This is a genomic window from Protofrankia sp. Cas3 (genome assembly GCF_963555955.1).
In the GTDB taxonomy this organism is placed as follows: domain Bacteria; phylum Actinomycetota; class Actinomycetes; order Frankiales; family Frankiaceae; genus Protofrankia.
On sequence record NZ_CAUVXP010000049.1, the window covers coordinates 1 to 17,312 of the forward strand.

The window sequence follows — 17,312 nt, forward strand, 5'->3', positions numbered from 1 at the left end:
AGAACGACCAGTGCGAGCCGATCTCGAAAAAGTCGACGATCGCGGCGCTCAGCAGCCACGTCATCTCATCAAAGCCCTCGGCCCCGGCCTGCTCGACGAGGGCGACAACGCTCTTGCTCTCACGGTCGAACCACTGGATCGGACTGCGCGCAGCGGCCTCGATCACCCCGTCCTCCCCCGGTTGCCACCGGGGCGGCGACCTGCGGGGGACGATGGTGCGGCTACCCGCGTGCAGCCGGCTCGCAGCGTCCTGCGCGCAGGCCAGATACATCTCCAGCACCCGCTCGAGCGCGGCGCAGCGGTCGGCGGGGCAGTCCTCCTGCGCGAGACGCTCACGCGCGAACAACAGCAGCAGGTCGTGAAAGCGGTAGCGGGGCTCATCGCCGTTTCCGGCCCGGCGCTCGATCAGGTGCCCGACCGCCAACTCCTCCAGCAGCTCCGCGGCCTGCTGTACATTCTGATCAAGAAGTGCGGCCGCGGCCAGGGGGCTGACGTCCTCCGTTTCCAGCACGGACAGCAGCCGGAACGCCCGCCTGGTCGCCGCCGGTAGCCCCCGGTAGCTCAGGTCGACGCTGGCCCGCACCTCAAGATCACCGACCCGGAGCACGTTCAAACGCGCAACCTGGAGCTCTTCTCGCAGGGACCGCAGCTTGGCATCGGGCCGCTGCGCGAGGCGCGCACCCGCAATCCGCACCGCCAGTGGCAGAAAGCCACACAGCGCCACGATCGTACGGGCCTCGTCCAGTTCAGCCGCGACCCGCTCGCCGCGTGCCACCTTGGCGAGCAGTGCCACCGCCGGGTCGGAATCGAGGACGTCGAGCACGAAATGGTCGGCATCCAGACTCGAAAGTGCCCGTCGGCTGGTGATAATTACCCCGCAGGACGCCGCCCCCGGGAGCAGCGGGCGCACCTGTTCGGCATCGGTCGCGTTGTCCAGAACGACGAGCAGCCGTTTGCCGTCGAGGGTTGAACGGTACAGCGCCGCCCGCACCTGCGGATCGTCCCCTATGTGCTCGCGTGACACCCCCAGCCCCAGCAGAAACGACACCAGAACCGTCGAAGGTTCGGCCGGCGAGTCCGGTGTGGCCTGCAGGTTCGTATACAGGAAGCCGTCGGGAAACCGACCCCGGAGTTGATGGGCGACGTGAATGGCGAGTGCCGTCTTACCGACGCCTGCCTGCCCGGCTATTGCCGAGACGATTACGCCCGCACCGGCGTCCTCCGCTTCGAACAAGGCGAGGAGATCGGAAACCTCCTTCTCCCGACCGGTGAAGTTCCTCGTGCCCGCGGGAAGCTGGGACGGCACGGGATGGCGCGGCACGGCTCCCAGCCGAACCTGTTCAGCCGGCGCGGCCCAACGAAGGGACGGCTCGTCCGCGAGGATCGCCCGTTGCCTTTCCCGCATCGCGGTGGGTTCGATTCCACGATCACGGGATCGGCGCAACGCATCCAGGCAGACGGCGGCGGCATCCTCCCGGCGACCGTCGCGGTAAAGGGCCAGCGACAGATCAAGCTGAAGGCGTTCGTCGGCCGGGTTCTCGACGAGCAGCCGGCGCAGTATCGGTACAAGCGGCCCGTGCCGACCGGCCGCCAGATATGCGGCGGCCCTTTCTTTTTCCGCATGCAGTCGCAGCTCGCCCAACCGGGCCGCATAACGCTCGACAAAGGGACGCCTCTCAAGATCTGCCAGTGGTTCCCCGCGCCAGAGCGCCAATGCCTCGTCCACCCGGTCGGCAGCGCTCGCCACGTCCTTGGAATCCCGCAGCCGCCGGGCCTGCTCAACCAGTCTGAGAAAAACCAGTTCGTCGAGCTCGTCCGCCCCGACCTGGAGAACGTACCCGCCGGCGTCCCGCGCCAGGGGCTGGCCGTTGGACTGGCCCAACACCCGCCGAAGACCGAGAATATGCACCCGCAGCCGATGCAGGTGTTCGCGCCGATGCTCTTCGTGCCAACCGCCATCGCCCTGCATGGCGCGGAGGAGATCCCGGTCGGGGATAGGGCGGTTCGCCTCGGACAGGAGAGCCGCGAGCAACAGCCGGCGCTGCGGACCACCGATCGGGACATGCGTGGCGTCGCGCACCATCTCGAGCGATCCAAGAACCCGAAACTCCATGTCATCCTGTCTCGCGAAACAACGCACATCGCCCATTACATGATCACACTACTTAAATACCACCTTCAACCAGTGTGCAACACGAGGCCGTGGCAAGCCGGAGGCAACTGTCGGCCACCGGCACCAGGAGCACCCGCCCCCGTGTCCGACAGGACCCCGGTCAGGACCCGGTCAGGACCCGGTCAGGACCCGGTCGCCGCGGCACAACCCCGCCGGCCCCCGCCGGCCCCATCGGCCCCCGTCGGCCCCGTCGTTCACCCAGCTGCCACGTTCGCGGCCCTGATCAGCTGCTGACCAGCGGGTCTTTCAATGGAAACAGACGGGTCGACGTTCCGAGACGGCCCGGCAGGAGGGCAACATGACGACGGTTCACTCCGACTGCGCGATGGTGCCGGAATTCACCTGGGAGCCGGTCACCGCGACAGGAGACCAGTTCGCGCTCCGGGTCGACGACGAGGCGATCGCCCAGATGCGGAAAGACTGGCGTGCGCAGGGTCGGATCACATGCAAGGTCCGAAAGCATCTGATGGTTGTGGAAACCCGCCACGGCGGCCTGCGGGTCGCGCTCGGGTCGACCGGCGACACGCTCGCGGAATTCCAGCAGGGACGCGGGGGAGCCCTCGTCAAACTGACCGGAGACCGCTGGCTACGTTGGATCATACCTAACCGGCAGGGTTTCGCCCGGGGTTTCGTCGCCCACGCCACCGGCGTGCCACGGATCGACGGGCACAACGTGGTGCTGTTTGCCCGGGATGGGATAGCGATCGTGCTCGGCGGACGCAGGATCCTGGTCGGCCCGTCCGACGGAGCCCCATCACTACATGAATATGATCTTCTGCTGGCTCTCGGCTGGTTCCTCATCCTGGTCGACGGACCAGCCGTCCCGCCACCCAGATGATCGCGGAGCAACCGGGGGGTCGGCTACCGGTCCGTAGCGAACCGGGATGCCAGCGCGGCCGCGATCTCGGCCGCGATCTCCCCCGCGTCGCGGCCGTCGGTGTCCACCACATAGTCTGTGCGTCGATACACGCGGTCGCGGGCAGCGAACATCGACTCCAGGACAGCCTGTTGATCGTCGTCCAGCCACGGCCGGCCAGCTCCCCCTCCCACCCGTCCGGCCAGCGTCCGTGGGGTCGCCCGAAGGTAGCCGACCCATCCGGCGGCGGCCATCAGCGCCATGTCGTGCGGGCGGTCGGCGACACTCGCGGCGACACCCGCGACAAACGGCCCGGGCAGCTCCAGCAGTGTCCGCAGCTGGCGGGACTCATGGTCGTGCAGAGCCGCCGGCCCGGCCGTGGCCAGCTCCCGCGGGCCGGCCTGGGCCTGTTGGGTGAGCAGCACGTCGTTGTCCAGGTACCGGCAGCCCAGCAGCGTCGCCAAAGCTGTACCGACCGTCGACTTACCCGCCCCCATGAGGCCGACAAGGAAGACCCGTCGCCCAGAGGGCCAAAGGCGATGCGATCGTGGTTCTGTCGCATCGCCGGAGGCCGAAGTCCCCGGGTAGCTGACGGGCCAAAGGCGATGCGATCGTGGTTCTGTCGCATCGCCGGAGGCCGAAGTCCCCGGGTAGCTGACGGGCCAAAGGCGATGCGATCGTGGTTCTGTCGCATCGCCGGAGATGGTCACAGGTGCCTCCGGACGGTGTCCATCCGAAGACCTTCAAGATCGTCTTCTTGCCGCCGCGCCCGGCCTACCAGCTGATCGAGTTGCGCGGCGTCAAGGCGGGCGTCGCGTTCGGCCACCGCACGCAGCGTGCGCCACGCCATCGCCTTGCCCTCCACACCGAGCCGCAACGACTCCAGTTCGATGACCGTACGCAGCGGTGAGTTCCGCAGAAGTTGACCGTTGAGCTTGAGCCGGGCGACCTTCTCCATCGCCCAACCTGTATAGACCTTGTATTGGCGCGCGGGGAGACCGAGAGCGCTGATCATGTCGAGCAGCGCGGTACGGTCCTGCGCGATCTCGGACGCCAGTCGCTCGAGCACATCCCCGGCCGCTGAACCGCGCTGCGACCGGGCCGCGCGGCGGGCCAGCTCAAGACCGCTGGTAGCACCGGCCAAATGGTCATTCAGATAGATACCGAGTGGCGTCGGCTCAGAATCGGGCCCACGGTTGATGCCGATCGAACTGACGGTGCCGGTCCGGCCGTCGCTGTCCGCCATGACGCCTCCGAGCTTGCGACCGATGTACGTGCGACCGATGTGCTACCAACGTGCCCGCCCAGGCCGCGCCTATGCCCCTTCCCCCCGCTGGATGCACCCGCATAACGGATGACGATCAAGGAGCGAGTCCGGGGCACGGACATCGCGAGGTGCGAGGACCAGGACTCAGGACCAGGACCAGGGCAGAAGGGCGGACATCGCAAAATTCACGGCATTGGGCTCGATCGGGATTACACTTCATGACACGCCCACAGATTCGCACGACGACGCCTGTGGTAGCAATCCGTAACAGGAGGCCGGGTGAACACGCAGTTCGACCTCATCGTTGTCGGCGGAGGGGTCATCGGTTGCGCGGTCGCCTACCAGGCGCGCTCCCTATTCGAGCGGATTGCGGTCGTAGATCAAGCCCGTTCGCTCGGCGCGATGGCTTCGTCGGCGGCAATAGGAGGGATTACGCCGCAGAGTGACGACATCTGCGGAGCAAGCCTGAGTCTTCTCGCGGATCAGAGTCGCGCGCTTTATCCGGCTTGGCTGCGGGAGATCGAAAACGAAGCCGCCGTGTCAATACCTTTGCATACCGCAGGTCTGCTCCAGGTGGCACTGTCGGGTACCGAACTCGACCGGCTCGGCTGCGTGCTGCTGCCGGAATGGATCTCGCGCGGCGTCGAGGTCGTTCCGTGCTCCCCAGCCGAGCTTCAGGCCTTGGAGCCGCTGCTCACGCGGCGCGCAAAGGGCGCATTCCTGCTGCCGCGGGAAGCGTCGCTGGAGCCCGCTCGCCTGCTTTCCGCGCTCGATTCCGTACTGCGACGGGATCCGCGTGTCACCGTCCTCACCGGGGCGACGGTGGAGGAGATGAGGAGCACACCGGACAGTATAATGATCCGCGTGAAGGGCGGAAAAATGCTCGGCTGTCGTCACGCCGTGCTCACCGCGGGGCTGGGTAGCGGCCAGTTACTGCCGGCTCGCACCGTCGATCCGATGTTTCCCGTAAAGGGACAGGCAATGGAGTTCCAGGTACCTCGGATGGCGAGCTATCCCCTTCGTTTCCAGCTGTACGCCAAAATCGAGACGGCGGAGGGAATCAAGTCGGCATACCTGGTCCCGCGCGTGGACGGACGGGTGGCCGCGGGCGCGACGTACGAGTACGGAATACCGGACAGCATTCCCTCCAGAGCAGGCTACGAATCCGTACTCGCGGGAGTCACCGCGCTGGTCCCGACCGCTCGTTCCTGGACGGTACAGCGCCATTGGTCCGGCGTCCGGCCAGCCACCGTGGACCAGCACCCGATCATCGGCCCCGTGACGAAGGACGCACGAGTGATCGCAGCCACCGGTCACTTCGGCCTTGGAGTGACGCTCGCCCCCGCCACCGCCGAACTGGTCTGCTCGCTCCTCGGCGGGCGTGGCCTCACCATTGAACAGCAGGACGCCCTTGATCTTTGCAAGCCGGCGAGGTTCATCGGTGACCATACGGCGCGGATGGTTGAATATCCGCCGTCCCATGTGCAATAGCGGTCATCCCGGTTGTCTCCCCGTGCGTCCAACTCGCTAGCTTCAAGGTGTGAAGTTCAGTGGACTGCAGAGGTAGCGGAGGTCGGCGCTTGCCGCCACTGGTCGAGCCGACTCCTGGACGGTTGCCCGACGAGCGACGCGATGATCCGGGCCGCACCGCGAGCACAGTCAGCTCGTGCGACGATGCCCGGTACGAGCGGTCCAAAGCCACCCGCGGGGCCACCTTTCGCGTTTGCGCCCGACTTCGGAGCGTACAGGCCACGCCGAAGGGGACGGTCCCGGCGACGAAGGTCAGCAGCTTCCCTGGTACATTGCAAGCGTACTCATACGGTTACGGAACTGTGCAGTCTATTCGCGGCCGCCTGAGCATGACGCCTCAAACCTATTCTGGACGGCTACGGTGAGGATTCAGCCAAGGCAACACATCCTTGACATCTGGCGCGCGGTGCTGGCGACCGCCTACCAGGACGGAACCTGGGTCTGGGGCGGGAGGGACGAGTCCAACTCGATCAGTGATGCCGAGCAGCTTCTATGCATCCTCTATCCGGCGACCACGATCGAAAACCTGGCGCTCGACCGCCCGGATGCCATCGCCGACGATGTGCGAACCACGCTGAAACCACTGGGCGACAGCAATCGCATACCTCGGGTTATCGTCGAGATACTTGGTGACTACATCGGCAGGTACTCGGACGAGAAGGGGGAGCCCGTCTTCACCGGCGGCCGCTACCTCCGGCGGGAGGCCAGCAGGCCACAGCCTGCGGCCACAGCCGAGCAGCTCGAGCTCGACGTCGTCGACGCCTACTCGATGTCGGTGACCTTGTGCCTTGCGGCATTGGGTTTCATCAGTGTCTACAAGCCGACTGTCGAGCGCCGCCCCGAGGTGAGACGGAAGGTCGAAGAGATCGAGGCGTCGACGAGTCGCCGACTCACCGCGGCCATGCTGGGGCTCCTGCGCAGCTTCGTAGTGAAGACCGTCGAACCGGACGATCCGTACGGCCGCGCAATGCTCCATATGATGAACGCGGCGGGAGTCTCAGAACGCATAGTGCTCCAGGAACTGCGGAACAACCTCGCCCGGGTCCGTGCCAGACTACGGGACGACGTCCGGATCGGGGTGGGTTCCGACGTTGGCCTCGACAACGAGAATCTGCTGTTCGAATGCGGATGGACCTGGGGAATTGCACAGAACGCCGGGCGGATCGACTTTGTAAGTGACGGGTTTCAGCAACGTTCCGGTGTTGCCGAAGCCAGACCCTATCTGTATTTCACGGTTGTGGCGCTCGACGGTATCAACGACCTCCTCTCACCCCGGACTCGCGAGCTAGGCCTCCTCAACGATGAGCAGCGGCGTTTGGCCGAGGCGTTGCAGATTCGCTGGGACCTCACTCAACGGTACTGGTCCACCATCGCCCGATTCGGTGATCAGGCGTGGCCGCTGGAGAACATCCCGTGGCAGACCTCCGACGGCGAGGAGTCGGACTACTACAGCCTGCTCGTTTCCTCGGTACTTGTTCAGGACCTCATCAACCGACGAGCGACCGACGACGATCTCACCCGCGCGGTACAGGTGTTCGAGGAACTGGCTCGTCGTGGCCGGATCACCAGTCGAGTCACGAAGAGCGATCCCGCCGTGGCGCTGCACGTGCCCGGCGTACAAATGACCCTTAACGGCAGTGAGGACCTGGGCCCGCAGCTCTTCTGGAGCGCCGCCGACTTCGCGCCGCTGCTTCTCAAACGCACGCTGCAGGCTGCAAGGCTGTCGGCGAACGTGTCCGCCCGCGACCGCCTCATGGTCGTCGCCGAGGCCACGATGGACCATCTCGTCCGCCGCCGGTTGCGCGAAGGTCCAGGGTCGGGGCTGTGGGACAACCCGGTCGAGCTCCTCCTCCCCGCGGGGGTCCCGTTGACAACAGGCCCTCGTGGTATCTGACCGAGCGCATGATCGAAGGGCTTGTCGCCGCGGCCGGCACGTACGAGGAGACGCCGCTGCGCACCACGCACATGGTGGACAACGCCCGCGAACTACTCAGTGAGGCCGACCATCTGCTGAATCAGGAAATCCTGCAGGCCGACGCCGATGATCGATCCGAGTTGAACACGGGTCTCCTGGAGATCGAGGCCACGCTGACGCGGGCGCGCAGGATTCTCAGTGAGCGGCCGTCATCGGCCAGCGCCCTTGCCATGGAGGCGCTCCGCAAACTTGACGAGCTGGCTGTTGCACGCATCGACGCAGCAAGGATCATCTAGCCATGCTGGTGTTCGCTGCTTCGGACAAGGGCGGAACAGGCAGGTCGGTGACGAGTTGCAACATCGCCTACCGGTTGTCGCTCGCGGGCAACGATGTCGCCTACCTCGACTTCGACTTCGGATCCCCCACCGCTGGAGCGATCTTCGAGATCTCGAAAATCGACTGCGGCGCGGACGTCGGCCTCCACTCCTACATCGGCGGAACGATCAGCAGCCCGTACCAGGTCGACATCCGCGCCACCTCCGACCGCTCGGGCCTTCGCATGCTGCACGCCAAGGCGGGCCGGCTGGCGTTGTTCGCCGGCGATCGAGGTGGGGCAGAATTCCCCAGCTCCGCCGAGAAGGTACGCCGCTGCATCGAACTGTTCCGGCGGCTGGACCAGGAATTCAAGGTGTGTGTGGTCGATCTCAGTGCCGGCCGATCACACGCTCTGCACATGGCGCTGAACGCGACGGCAGCTCCGGAAATCCGCTCGATTCCCGTCCGCTGGCTGGTATTCCACCGTTGGACCAGGCAGCATATCGTCGCAGCCCATAGTCTCGTCTACGGCAACGACGGACTCCTCGACGAGGGAACTCGGGCCGGTCACGGACGTGAGGCGCTGCAGGACGCGATCCGGTTCGTCCGTACCGCGGTACCCGTCCTCAACTCGCCGCTTTCCGCAGACCGGCCGGCGCAGGCGAAGTGGCTGCGTACCTGCAATGATGAACTCAAACAGCTGGCGCTGCGCAACCGGCTCGGGCACAGCGCGACGCTGGGCGAGACGCCGGTCGAGCCGGTGCTACAGTGGCGGGAACAGGTCATCTCGGATGCGGACGTCTCCGGGAACCTCGCCAACGCCGCGACCGTCGAAGCCTTTGACGAGTTGGCCCGTAATCTGACCGACGACGGTGTGTGGGAAGGGCTGTGACCGCCTTGGAAGTCGTCGCTTACACCGAAGCCAGCAATCAGGACAGTGTTCGCGGCGTACCGTTGTCGCACCTTTCGATTGAAGTGGGTCACTTCTATATGGAGGACCTGGCCAGGGACGAGGAACGGATACGTCGCCAATTTCAGCGGCTTGCGCCGTGGGCCACGGCCGCCAAAAAGAGCGTCACCGCCGATCGGCCCCGCGTCAGCACCTGTTTTCTGGTTGACGACTATTTCTTTAATAGTACGAATCCGAATGAAATATTGCAGAAGCTCGTCGCGATCGGGGACGAGTGCGGCGTGTCGATCGACTACATCGCGCGCGAGGCGGGTTGCTGCGTGGCGGACGGTGTGCCGCTCGCGGAACTCGTCGCGGCCAGGTTGCTTCCCGAACCCGCTCCGGGCACGAACGGCTCCCGCCCGCCGCCCCATCAGTCGGGCTGGCTCTGCAACGGCGAACGGTCTCCCGAGACCGGCACCGACCAGGCCATGCACACCCAGCGGTGGGAGCCGCCGCAGGAGTTCGGCAAGCGCAACCATTCGATCTTCCTCGACATCGAGTTGTGGAAGGACGTCGAGGAACGGGTGGGCGGCGAGACGGTGATCCAACGGACCTGGTCGTGTCCTTTTCTAGCGTCGATCTGGCACCTGCTCCGGCTGGGGATGCTGCGCCATTTCGGCGAACCGATCGCGCATCCGCACCAGCTAACGCTCGGGATCGACGACATACCCGAGACCTGGAACGAACTGCCCGCTGTGATGCAGATGAATCCGCGGGCAGCGCCCTTCTGTGCCTACCGGTCGGTCTCCATCCTGCCGCAGCGGTACCTGCCGATCGAAAACGCGATCAAACTCATCCTCAGCCATCTCAGCCTTGACGAGCCCGTCATCGGCCAGGTGGTCGAACGCGGGGCGAGTGAAGGTCTGGAGATACCACGCAAGGTCATTGACCGCATTTCACACGTCTTCATCGAAGGAACATAAAACCCGATGCTGGTCCTCGGTGAGGTCCGAACCTGCCTCCTGCACAACACGGCGCCGCTTCCGACGCCGCTCGTGGCTCAGATCCTCGGGACGGTGCCGGGACGCCGCGTGTTGTGCACAGAACGCCCCATCGCTCACGCCGTCTCACCAGAGCTGGTAACCGGGATCGACTGCACGCTCGCGACCTCAAGCCGAGTCCGGGCCCGGGGAATCGGCACGGTCACGTCTCGCGCTATGATCACTTCGGGTCTGGTGCTGCAGGGCTCGGCGAGCGCCTACCTCCGGCGTGCGACGGGCCCCAGCCGGCTGGCGTGGTCACACTACGCCGACCAGTTGGGCGTGGTCGAAGTCATCAGTCGGGCGGATGCCGCCGAGCTCGCCGAGGGCTACCTGGCGGACTCCACACCGTCGTCCACCATTGATCTGGGCTCGGTCAGTGAACGCCTGATAAGCGACATCCAAGGTCATGTACAGCTCGATCACGTGACGTCCGTAAGGGCGCGGCCGACCTGGGTCCGCTGGGCCGCCCGGGTCGGCGACCACGACGGTCCCGTCGCGCGGGTCCGGTCCGACGGCGATGTCGTACACGCCATCGAGCTGATTGTGGACGAAAGCCAGCTCGGCCTCGCCGCGCGCTTCTGCGAGGATTTCGCCTTGCACGACTGGCTGCTCACCACGCTTGCGCAGGTCATCGAACAGACCGACCGGCTAAAAGCGCTGGGGCAGCAAGCGATCGACATTCTCACGACCGCCGTCGAACGGCTGTTCCACGTCTGGATGCCCGGAGCACAGGTGGACCCGGCACTGTCGCCGCTGTGGGATGCGCTGGAACAGCGCCCCGGATTCAGCCGCCAATGGAACACGCAGGTCGCTCGAATTCGGGACCAGATCGCCCTGCAGACGCTGCAGGCGGTCGAACAGACGCGACGCGGCAACGCGGACTGGTGACCGTGGGTAGCCACACTCGTACCGATCACCTCATAACCGAAACCATCGCCGCACCAGCAGGGCGAAGAAGACACTCAGCGACACCGCCCCGGCATAGGACTCGACTATGAGCAGAGCCCAGGCGCCGTCGGGCAGGCCATCGACATCGCCGAATCCCAGCGGGTTGAGGTAGTTGGTGAGCGCCATGTGCACGCTGGTAACCAACGAGACGCCGAAAAAAATTGTCAAAATAAGAATCAGCGCCGTGAGCTGGACAAACGCCCAGGCGAGCAGACGGTAGGGCTGGTACCCGTAGCCACATAACAGATTCGAGATTGTCTCCAGAATCTTGCGCACGCCCCGACCTCGGGCCCGGTGCCGGGCCCGATGCGCCGCAAGCAGGCATCGGTCGCGGGCGAGATGGTTTTCCACCTGCAGGAACAGGCCGCCGGCGCGATCGAAGGAGAACGCGGCGTGCAGCGGCAGGTCGGCCCGCGCGAAGCGGTGGCCGAGGCGCTCGAGGATCTCGGCCAGGCGCAAGATCTGTGCCGGGGTGAGCCGCAGCGGACCACGAACCTCGACCTCCGCTGCGAGCAGCGCCGCGATGGTGGAATGTTCGCCGTCCTCGGCTGGGGCGAGTGCCGCCTGGTTGTATAAATCGGCGAAAACAAGGCTGTCGCGATTGCGGGGGCCAGGTGGGATATACCGATCGAGAACGTCGGCGGCATATCTTTCGAACCGATCGAGAAGGCCCGGCTCCGCGACCCGCATGCGGCCGTCCAGCCGTGCCTCGTCCAGCATCTCGACATATCTGTCCGCTCGGCGGACGATCGCGGTTGAGATCGATCCGACGAACGCCGACATCTGACCGGACATCGCCGATGCCCAGTCAGATGTCCCGACCGGATCGGCCGACCGGTAACGGTACGTATACGCCGCACTGTCCGGAGAGGTTCGAAGAGTGAGTCATGACTCAAGTGTCACGCATCAGCGCTCTGTCCGCTGCGGTTCGGCGGCTCACATATTCGGCTGCCCAGATATGAGCCTCCTCGGCACCTGCCACGGGCAAGCCAGCTGGGCGGACGACGGGGATGATGGTGGCCGCAAGCCCGTGCCGTGGCACAACGCCGGACTCTGCTGACCGGAGCTGCATCGAGCTCGGAGGGCAGAAAGCAATGTCGATCATATCGCGATATCCTGGTGCACGCCTGATTCGAAGGGTGCGCTGGCTCAGTTCGGCGCACAACCCGCTGTGCCGGCCGGCGGATCGGATCGAGGCCGCCGCCCTGGTCATCCTGTCTGTCCTGTTTCTGATCGCTGTGCCGCTGGCGAGCTGGGCCGGTGCGCGGACATACCAGGGTGCTCACCGTGACGCGGCCGTCGCGGCCGCTACCCACCACCGCGTCGTCGGTGTCCTGGTGACGGACGCTCCGGGCCCGTACGCGGTCATGGGTGTCGCGATGCCCGCGCTGGCGATCGCGCGGTGGCCGGCTCCCGCCGGCATCGGCAGTACCGATGGCGCTGGTGGTGCCGGTGCCGGTGGCACCACGCGGACCGGCTATGTGCGGGCCGTTGCGGGTAGCCCGGCGGGCACCCGTGTCACGGTCTGGACCGACGGGACCGGCCAGCGGGTGAACCCGCCGGCCACCGAGGCCTCGGCTGTCGCCAAAGGGGTCGGCGTCGGTGTGCTTGCGGTGGGCGCCGCCGGGACGGCGCTGGCCGGATGCCACCTGCTCCTGCGCCGCTTCCTCGACCGCGGACGGCTGGCCGCCTGGGACGCCGAATGGGCGCGCGTCGCACCGCAGTGGAGGCGCTGAGCACCAACTGCCGGCAACCGGGGATCCGGTTCGAACGGCGGTGGTAGGGCACGAGGAGGGTATGAGGCGATCCACGACGACAATCATTCCCGAGGTCGCCGTGGGAACCCGGGGTGCGATGCCGGCGAGCTCCGGCGCCTACGCGCGCCGGAAGATCCTTGCGCTTGCCCAGGAGACGGATGAACCGATCCTGTACGCCCAGGTGCGGCTGACCCACTCGGCGGACCCCGCGCTACCGCGGCCGGCGGTCGCACAGGCCAACATGGACGTCAACGGGCGGCCGCTGCGGGCGCACGTCGCGGCCACGACGATGCACGAAGCGATCGACCTGCTGCAGGCGCGCCTGCGGGAGCGGCTGATCAGGATTGCCGAGCACTGGGAGGCGCGGCGGGGTGGCGCGCCGCTGAAACAGCCGCACGAGCCCCATGAGTGGCGCCACGGCAGCGAGCCGACCCACCGCCCACAGTACTACCCGCGTCCCCCCGAGGAACGCGAAATCGTCCGCCACAAGTCCTTCACGCTGGCGCGGGAGACCCCCGATGAGGCCGTCTTCGAGCTGGAGACGATGGACTACGACTTCCACCTGTACACCGATGTCGACAGTGGGCAGGACAGCGTCATCTACCGCGACGACGCCGGCTACCGCCTGGCCCGGACGGACTCGCGGCCACGGCGTGGCGGTCCGGTCGTCGCGGTACCACTGACCATCAGCGAGCAGCCCGCACCCCACCTCGGCGTCGACGAGGCGGTCGCGCGGCTGAGCCTGACCGGCTTCCCGTTCGTGTTCTTCGTGGATAACGCGACCGGGCGGGGTAACGTGCTCTACCACCGCTACGACGGACACTACGGACTGATAACCCCGGCCCGGTAGTCGCTGCGTCCACCGGCCGGCAAAGCCGGTGCCCCGTCCAGGTCGTCGCCGGTCACTCTTTGGGAACGATGTGAATCTGGTGTTGTGGCAGGAGCATCAGATTCACATCGTTAAGAGGAGGCGGGCGCCCGGGTGCCAATAGAGGCGGAAAACCGTGCGGACCGGACGAGCCGGTTCGTCTGGCCCGACGACTGCACCGCGGTCCGGTGGATGGCGGTCAACCACGTCGCGGAGGCGGTCAGGACAGCTGCGGGGTCGTGCCCTCGCGTCTCACCGCGAAAACCGCCGCCTGGGTCCGGCTGGTGAGGCCCAGTTTGTCCAGGATGCTGGAAACATAGTTCTTGACCGTCTTCTCGGACAGGTGGATCCGGGTGCCGATCTGACGGTTGGTGAGTCCCTCGGCGACAAGCTGAAGGATTTCGCGCTCCCGCGGGTTGAGCGCCACGAGCGCAGAGTCCTCCTTCGGCCCCTCCCGCAGCCGGGCAAGAACCCGGTGGGTGGCGGAGGGAGCCAGCAACGACTGACCCGACGCCACCGTTCGGATCGCGCCGACCAGGTCGGTACCGCGGATCTCCTTCAGAACGTAGCCCGCGGCACCCGCCATGATCGCTGAAAACAGAGCCTCGTCATCGTCATAGGAGGTCAGGATCAGGCAGGCAATCTCCGGGTGACTCGACCGGATCTCGCGGCACACGTCGATACCGCTGCCGTCCGGCAACCGGGCATCGAGAACCGCGACCGTGGGTAGCAGGGCCGGAATCCGCCGCAGCGCCTCGCCCGCACTGCCCGCCTCGCCCACGACCTCGATGTCGTCGTGCCGTTCGAGCACTTCCCGCAGACCACGGCGGACAATTTCATGGTCGTCCAATACGAAAACTCGGATCGTCCCCACGGGGCGTGATCGTACCTGGAGCCGCGAGCCTGCGCGGTGTTTCCCGACGTTTCCCGATGTTGATGTTTCGAGCCGCCGATGCCGCTCAGCGCAGTCGGCGCAGTGTCGGATCGGGAATCTCCGGCACCGGCGCCAGCCGTATCTTCACATCGACCGCGACCGCGCCGCGCTCGTGGACGATGAGCGGGTTCATGTCCATCTCGACGACCTCGGGCAGGTCGTCGGCGAGGCGGGCGACCCGCAGCAGGATGTCCTCGACCGCGGCCACGTCGCACGGCGGGCTCCCCCGGAAGCCGAACAGGAGGGTGGAACCGCGTACCGCGCGGACCAGCTCGGCCGCGTCCCGGTCGGTCAGCGGTACCAGCCGGAAGGCCCGGTCGGCCAGCAGGTCGGTCAGGACGCCGCCGAGGCCGAAACCGACGAGCGGGCCGAAGGCCGGGTCCTGCACGATCCCGACCAGGGTTTCGACGCCGGGGGCGACCATGGCCTGCACAACGGCTCCGCCCATTGCCTCGCCCAGCTGAGCCTGCATTGATCGGAAGGCATCCGCCACATCGGCCGGAGTGGCAAGATCCAGCCGGACCCCGCCCAGGTCGGTCTTGTGCACCAGGTCGGGATTGGCCGCCTTCAACACGACCGGTCCATCGATGTGTTCGGCGACGGCGGCGGCTTCCTGGGCCGACGCCGCATGTTCACTGCGGGCAACCGGAATGCCATAGGCGGCCAGGAGCTGCGCCGCCGCCGCGGATTGCAGCCAGCCTCCGGCCGACCGTGCAGCCAGTGTCGCGTCAACGATGCCGCGCGCGGTCTCGGGAACGATGTCGTCGAAGATGGGCACGGTGCCGCGGGGACGACGCAGCCAGTCGGTGTGAGCGGCCGCGAGCGACAGCGCACGGACCGCATCCTCGGGCACGGCGAATGACGGGACAGCCGCTGACGGGGCCTTGTCTGGCGAGTCTGCCGAGTCCGCCGAGTCCGGCGCCGTGAGAGTCCGCACGCGGGCAGCCTGCCCAAGCACGACCGCCGTCAGTGGCGTGGAGCTTCCCGCCGCCGCCACGACCGCGGCGGTCAGGTCGTCCCGTCCCGTCAACGGCGTCGGCGCGATCACCGCCAACACGGCGTCGATTCCGTCGTCGGCCAGCACGATCCGCAACGCCTGCTCAAAAGCGGCGCCCGAGACCGACGCGATCGTGTCCACCGGGTTGGCGACGGCGGCACCGGCCGGGAGCAGGTCGGCAAGGGCACGGCGGGTCGGTTCGGCCAGCTCGGGCAGGTCAAGGCCCGCCGCCGCCGTCGCATCGGCAGCGAGGATGAGCGGACCGCCGGCGTTCCCGACGATCGCGAGTCGCCGACCCACCCCGACGCGGTGGTGGGCGAGCAGCGTCACCACGTCGAACAGCTCGCCGAGACCGTCCACGGCGATCACCCCGGCCTGTCGGAACAGTGCGCTGACCTGCACGGCCGGGCTCGCCGCCGCGGCTGTGTGGGAGGAGGCGGCGCGTGCTCCGGCCGCTGAGGCACCACCCTTCACCGCGACGATCGGGGTGTGGCGGGACACCCGGCGCGCGATCCGGGAGAACTTACGCGGGTTGCCGAACGACTCCAGGTACAGCGCGATGACGTCGGTGTCGGGGTCCTGTTCCCACCACATCAGCAGGTCATTGCCACTGACGTCGGCCTTGTTGCCGACCGAGACGAAGGTCGAGACACCCAGCCCGAGCGTGCTCGCCTGTTCGAGCAGGGCGATGCCCAGGCCGCCGGACTGGGACAGAAAGCCGACCCGTCCCGGCGGTTGGGGGGCACCCCGGCCACCGGGGATGTTCGGTGCGAACGTGGCGTTCAGCCGGACGTCGGCGGCCAGGTTCGCGATGCCCATGCAGTTGGGGCCGACCAGGCGCATCCCGAGACGGCGCGCGGCGGCGAGCAGTTCCCGTTCCCGCGCCGCCCCCTGTACTCCCACTTCGGCGAAACCGGCGGAGAGCACGACCAGCCCCTTCACGCCGAGCCGGGCACACTGTTCGACGGCGGTGGTCACCGCAGGCGCCGGGACGGCAAGCACCGCGAGATCCACCGGCGCCGGCACGTCGAGGATGCTCTGGTAGGTGCGGACGCCGGCTATCTCGTCGGCATCGCCGGCGTGCGGGTTGACCACGGCGAGACATCCGGCGAAGCCGCTGGCAAGCAGGTTGCGGACAACCTCGTGGCCCACGGTTCGCGGGCGTCGGGAGGCTCCGACGACAACAACCGACGCCGGCCGCAGCAAGGCAGTCAGACTGCGCACATCGGCGGTGCCCTCCCGGTGGTCCTGCGCGGTGAGCAGGGACTCGCCGGCCACCAGCGGGAAGGACACGTCGACGGTTCCGCCGTCGTGGTGCCGCTTCACCGGGAAGCCTGCATCGGTGAAGACCGCCATCATCATGTCGTTGTCGGCCAGGGTCTCGGCGACGAATCGGCGGACACCGTGCTCCCGGGCGTAGGACGCGAGGTGCTCAAGGAGCAGCGTGCCGAGGCCGCAGCCCTGCTGGGCGTCCTCGACGGCAAAGGCCACCTCGGCGCCGGTCGGGTCGTCGAGCCGTTCGTACCCGGCGACCCCGACGATCCGGCCGCCGACAAGGGCGGCGAGAGCAGCGTGATCCGGCGCCGGCGCACGGACGAGATGATCGACATACCATGCCGCGGCTGCCCGGCCGGCGGTGAAAAACCGCAGATAGGCGGCGCGCGGTGACAAACCCTCGTGCAACGCCCGCAGGGCGGCCTCGTCATCTCCGGTAACGGGACGCAGGTGGACGATCCCACCGTCGCGCAGGACCGCATCGCATTCACTCCACACGTCCGAACCTCTTCCCCTCGGTAGCCCGGCTCCCCCGGCACACA

The 17,312-nt window shown here is 67.0% G+C and carries 15 protein-coding genes; 9 read left to right on the forward strand and 6 right to left on the reverse strand.

Going from position 1 to position 17,312, the window contains the following annotated elements:
• Nucleotides 1–2,113, reverse strand: a 2,113-nt coding sequence (locus U9983_RS11580; RefSeq protein ID WP_322754013.1) for an AfsR/SARP family transcriptional regulator, incomplete at its 3' end; no start/stop codon positions are given.
• A 358-nt stretch (nucleotides 2,114–2,471) separates the two neighbouring features.
• Between U9983_RS11580 and U9983_RS11585 the strand changes: the two genes are divergently transcribed.
• Complete coding sequence (locus tag U9983_RS11585; RefSeq protein ID WP_322754014.1) at nucleotides 2,472–3,011, forward strand: hypothetical protein; 540 nt, start codon at nucleotides 2,472–2,474, stop codon at nucleotides 3,009–3,011.
• 23 nt (nucleotides 3,012–3,034) lie between these two features.
• Here U9983_RS11585 and U9983_RS11590 read toward each other — a convergent pair whose 3' ends face one another.
• Together U9983_RS11590 and U9983_RS11595 are read right to left on the reverse strand one after the other, a co-directional pair.
• Nucleotides 3,035–3,526 (reverse strand): shikimate kinase, encoded by a 492-nt coding sequence (locus tag U9983_RS11590; protein WP_322754015.1) that lies wholly within the window; start codon nucleotides 3,524–3,526, stop codon nucleotides 3,035–3,037.
• A gap of 209 nt (nucleotides 3,527–3,735) precedes the next feature.
• Complete coding sequence (locus U9983_RS11595; protein ID WP_322749117.1) at nucleotides 3,736–4,275, reverse strand: hypothetical protein; 540 nt, start codon at nucleotides 4,273–4,275, stop codon at nucleotides 3,736–3,738.
• A gap of 300 nt (nucleotides 4,276–4,575) precedes the next feature.
• Between U9983_RS11595 and U9983_RS11600 the strand changes: the two genes are divergently transcribed.
• The 6 genes from U9983_RS11600 (at nucleotide 4,576) to U9983_RS11625 (ending at nucleotide 10,879) form a co-directional block, all read left to right on the forward strand.
• Nucleotides 4,576–5,787: an NAD(P)/FAD-dependent oxidoreductase gene (locus tag U9983_RS11600; RefSeq protein WP_322754016.1), complete on the forward strand. Its 1,212-nt coding sequence runs from the start codon at nucleotides 4,576–4,578 to the stop codon at nucleotides 5,785–5,787.
• Nucleotides 5,788–6,187: 400 nt separating this feature from the next.
• On the forward strand, nucleotides 6,188–7,720 hold the full coding sequence (locus U9983_RS11605) for an SCO2524 family protein (protein WP_322754017.1): 1,533 nt from the start codon (nucleotides 6,188–6,190) through the stop codon (nucleotides 7,718–7,720).
• Nucleotides 7,721–7,728: 8 nt separating this feature from the next.
• Nucleotides 7,729–8,037 (forward strand): hypothetical protein, encoded by a 309-nt coding sequence (locus tag U9983_RS11610; protein ID WP_322754018.1) that lies wholly within the window; start codon nucleotides 7,729–7,731, stop codon nucleotides 8,035–8,037.
• A gap of 2 nt (nucleotides 8,038–8,039) precedes the next feature.
• Entirely contained in the window at nucleotides 8,040–8,948 is a 909-nt protein-coding gene (locus U9983_RS11615; protein ID WP_322754019.1) for an SCO2523 family variant P-loop protein, read from the forward strand.
• Nucleotides 8,945–9,931 (forward strand): SCO2522 family protein, encoded by a 987-nt coding sequence (locus U9983_RS11620; RefSeq protein ID WP_322754020.1) that lies wholly within the window; start codon nucleotides 8,945–8,947, stop codon nucleotides 9,929–9,931. The genes U9983_RS11615 and U9983_RS11620 overlap by 4 nt, the downstream gene beginning before the upstream one ends.
• Before the next feature lie 6 nt (nucleotides 9,932–9,937).
• Nucleotides 9,938–10,879, forward strand: a complete 942-nt coding sequence (locus U9983_RS11625) for an SCO2521 family protein (RefSeq protein ID WP_322751169.1) — start codon at nucleotides 9,938–9,940, stop codon at nucleotides 10,877–10,879.
• Nucleotides 10,880–10,909: 30 nt separating this feature from the next.
• Here U9983_RS11625 and U9983_RS11630 read toward each other — a convergent pair whose 3' ends face one another.
• Nucleotides 10,910–11,734: a hypothetical protein gene (locus U9983_RS11630; protein WP_322754021.1), complete on the reverse strand. Its 825-nt coding sequence runs from the start codon at nucleotides 11,732–11,734 to the stop codon at nucleotides 10,910–10,912.
• 344 nt (nucleotides 11,735–12,078) lie between these two features.
• On the opposite strand from U9983_RS11630, the gene U9983_RS11635 reads away from it, so the two are divergent.
• Nucleotides 12,079–12,675 (forward strand): hypothetical protein, encoded by a 597-nt coding sequence (locus U9983_RS11635; RefSeq protein ID WP_322754022.1) that lies wholly within the window; start codon nucleotides 12,079–12,081, stop codon nucleotides 12,673–12,675.
• Between the two features lie 61 nt (nucleotides 12,676–12,736).
• On the forward strand, nucleotides 12,737–13,546 hold the full coding sequence (locus tag U9983_RS11640) for an HPF/RaiA family ribosome-associated protein (protein ID WP_322754023.1): 810 nt from the start codon (nucleotides 12,737–12,739) through the stop codon (nucleotides 13,544–13,546).
• Nucleotides 13,547–13,784: 238 nt separating this feature from the next.
• Here the strand turns inward: U9983_RS11640 and U9983_RS11645 are convergent, their stop codons facing one another.
• Both U9983_RS11645 and U9983_RS11650 read right to left on the reverse strand, forming a co-directional pair.
• A complete protein-coding gene (locus tag U9983_RS11645; protein ID WP_322754024.1) occupies nucleotides 13,785–14,438 on the reverse strand; it encodes a response regulator transcription factor in 654 nt (217 codons plus the stop codon).
• Between the two features lie 85 nt (nucleotides 14,439–14,523).
• Complete coding sequence (locus tag U9983_RS11650) at nucleotides 14,524–17,268, reverse strand: GNAT family N-acetyltransferase (RefSeq protein ID WP_322754025.1); 2,745 nt, start codon at nucleotides 17,266–17,268, stop codon at nucleotides 14,524–14,526.
• Between the last annotated feature and the right edge of the window lie 44 nt (nucleotides 17,269–17,312).

Excerpts from the sequence above, each read along its gene's own strand:
- U9983_RS11610 (WP_322754018.1), top strand. The coding sequence starts at position 7,729 with ATGATCGAAGGGCTTGTCGCCGCGGCCGGCACGTACGAGGAGACGCCG.
- U9983_RS11585 (WP_322754014.1), top strand. The coding sequence starts at position 2,472 with ATGACGACGGTTCACTCCGACTGCGCGATGGTGCCGGAATTCACCTGG.
- U9983_RS11630 (WP_322754021.1), bottom strand. The coding sequence starts at position 11,734 with ATGTCCGGTCAGATGTCGGCGTTCGTCGGATCGATCTCAACCGCGATC.
- U9983_RS11640 (WP_322754023.1), top strand. The coding sequence starts at position 12,737 with ATGAGGCGATCCACGACGACAATCATTCCCGAGGTCGCCGTGGGAACC.
- U9983_RS11590 (WP_322754015.1), bottom strand. The coding sequence starts at position 3,526 with ATGGGGGCGGGTAAGTCGACGGTCGGTACAGCTTTGGCGACGCTGCTG.
- U9983_RS11625 (WP_322751169.1), top strand. The coding sequence starts at position 9,938 with ATGCTGGTCCTCGGTGAGGTCCGAACCTGCCTCCTGCACAACACGGCG.
- U9983_RS11595 (WP_322749117.1), bottom strand. The coding sequence starts at position 4,275 with ATGGCGGACAGCGACGGCCGGACCGGCACCGTCAGTTCGATCGGCATC.
- U9983_RS11615 (WP_322754019.1), top strand. The coding sequence starts at position 8,040 with ATGCTGGTGTTCGCTGCTTCGGACAAGGGCGGAACAGGCAGGTCGGTG.